General features: G+C 26.7%; 1 protein-coding gene and 1 pseudogene. One reads left to right on the top strand and one right to left on the bottom strand.

The genetic code is table 11. The features are described from left to right. Positions 1-813 precede the first annotated feature (813 nt). Positions 814-1,305 (bottom strand): annotated as a pseudogene (locus CLPUN_RS06680) (ATPase); the annotation flags it as partial. A gap of 237 nt (positions 1,306-1,542) precedes the next feature. Here CLPUN_RS06680 and CLPUN_RS06675 point away from each other — a divergent pair. Further along, on the top strand, positions 1,543-1,698 hold a 156-nt coding region (locus CLPUN_RS06675; RefSeq protein ID WP_143328945.1), incomplete at its 3' end, for a helix-turn-helix domain-containing protein.

The following is a 1,698-nucleotide window of genomic DNA, read 5'->3' as shown; positions in this document are numbered from 1 at the left end:
AAAAAATTACGTTGAACATCAGCCTATTATCCATTGGAGGACGTCCGGTTTTTGCTACTGAAAATAAATCCTTTATTTGATTCCATTGTTCATCAGATATTTCATAACGTTTTTGTGCCATAATAGTTACCTCTAAGTTTTTTCTTTTATTTTACCTAAAAATTAAATTTTGTACAAATTTCTGTTTTCAGACACGCCCTAATACTATAAGTGAATACAAAACATATTTTTAGTATTTACTAAAAATAAAAAAATATTACCAGAAAACAAAATTTCCAGTAATATTTTAATGATAAATGTGTTAATAACACAAAACTATCTAGAGTCCCATAAAATATAATACGCAAATATATGATTCATAATTGTAACAATTGATAATCATATATGCATTGCTTATACTTGCCATCATTTTTCTTATCTTTATCAAATCAAGCGTTGAACATATTATCTATGATGCTTAGGATCTTTTAATTATGTTCCAATTCTCTCACATTATGTATAACTTTAAGTATTTTAGCTCCATAATCTACAGATCTTGGAGTTTCCATATAGAATTGTAATTCTAATAAAGTGATATTAAAAAAGACAATAAACATTTGATTTTATAATGTTTATTGTCCTCTTTAATTCTTACATTCCTTATTACCTAAGCCTCAGCAAGTTAAAATAGAAGGTATTGATTACTTCAACATAAATAAAATATACATAACTAAATCATCCTTAGATGTATTATTTCCGATACATTCCACTATAAAAAGGCCATACTATTCATTTTTGTGAATAATACAGCCTTTTATTCCTTTAAACCTATATTTATTTCAATATTGTTTTTGCCCATTCAGGCATAATCTTATCTCTCCAAATTAATGTTCCATTCTTAATATTTATAAGTTGTATAAATTCATTTGTATTATCATAAATATTAACCTCATCACAAATATTAATAGCGTCTTTCAAATTTAATAATGATTCAGCATATCTCTTCTCTATTACTTCATCTGGGATTCCATGACCACCTTTTGATACCCTGAACCTGACTCTTTCTTTTGCTATTTCAGAATTCTCAAGACCTATATAATTCATAACTACAAAAAACCCTTTTTCTTTTGCCTTCTTTATATTATTGATTATACTCTTACCAGCTAAAGTAGTTTCTTGATGAAATGAAATATCATTTTTCATATAATAATTAATCATTTTAACAGCTTCTCTACCTACTTTAATTTGAAGATTGTTATCCTGCCATGATCCAACTCTTGCAACCATTTCATCAGTATTAATCCTTTTTTCAATATATTCCTCATTAGACAGTTATTTCCTTTATAACTCTTCTTTGTTCTCTTTGAAGAACTAGATTAGCCATACTCATATAGAAATCTTGTTCTTCTTTTGTTTTTGCATTATCAAATAATTCCTTTAATTCTGAATATGAATATTTTGACCTGTTGTAAAATGAAATTGAACTAATAAAAAATCCATAGTGGATTATTCTGTGTTATGATTTAATCTCTAAACAAAAAACATACACGGAGGATAATCACTATGGACTACCCAAATAATAACACAGAACTACGTAAAAATAAACATTTGAATTTTGAAGAACGTATGCTTATCCAGCTTCGTCTAAAAGATGGCTTTTCACCTTATAAGATAGCAAAAGAGTTAAAACGACCTATAAACACTATCTTAAATGAAATT

It is taken from the genome of Clostridium puniceum, assembly GCF_002006345.1.
Lineage (GTDB): Bacteria > Bacillota > Clostridia > Clostridiales > Clostridiaceae > Clostridium > Clostridium puniceum.
This window is presented reverse-complemented; position numbering and strand designations above follow the sequence as displayed.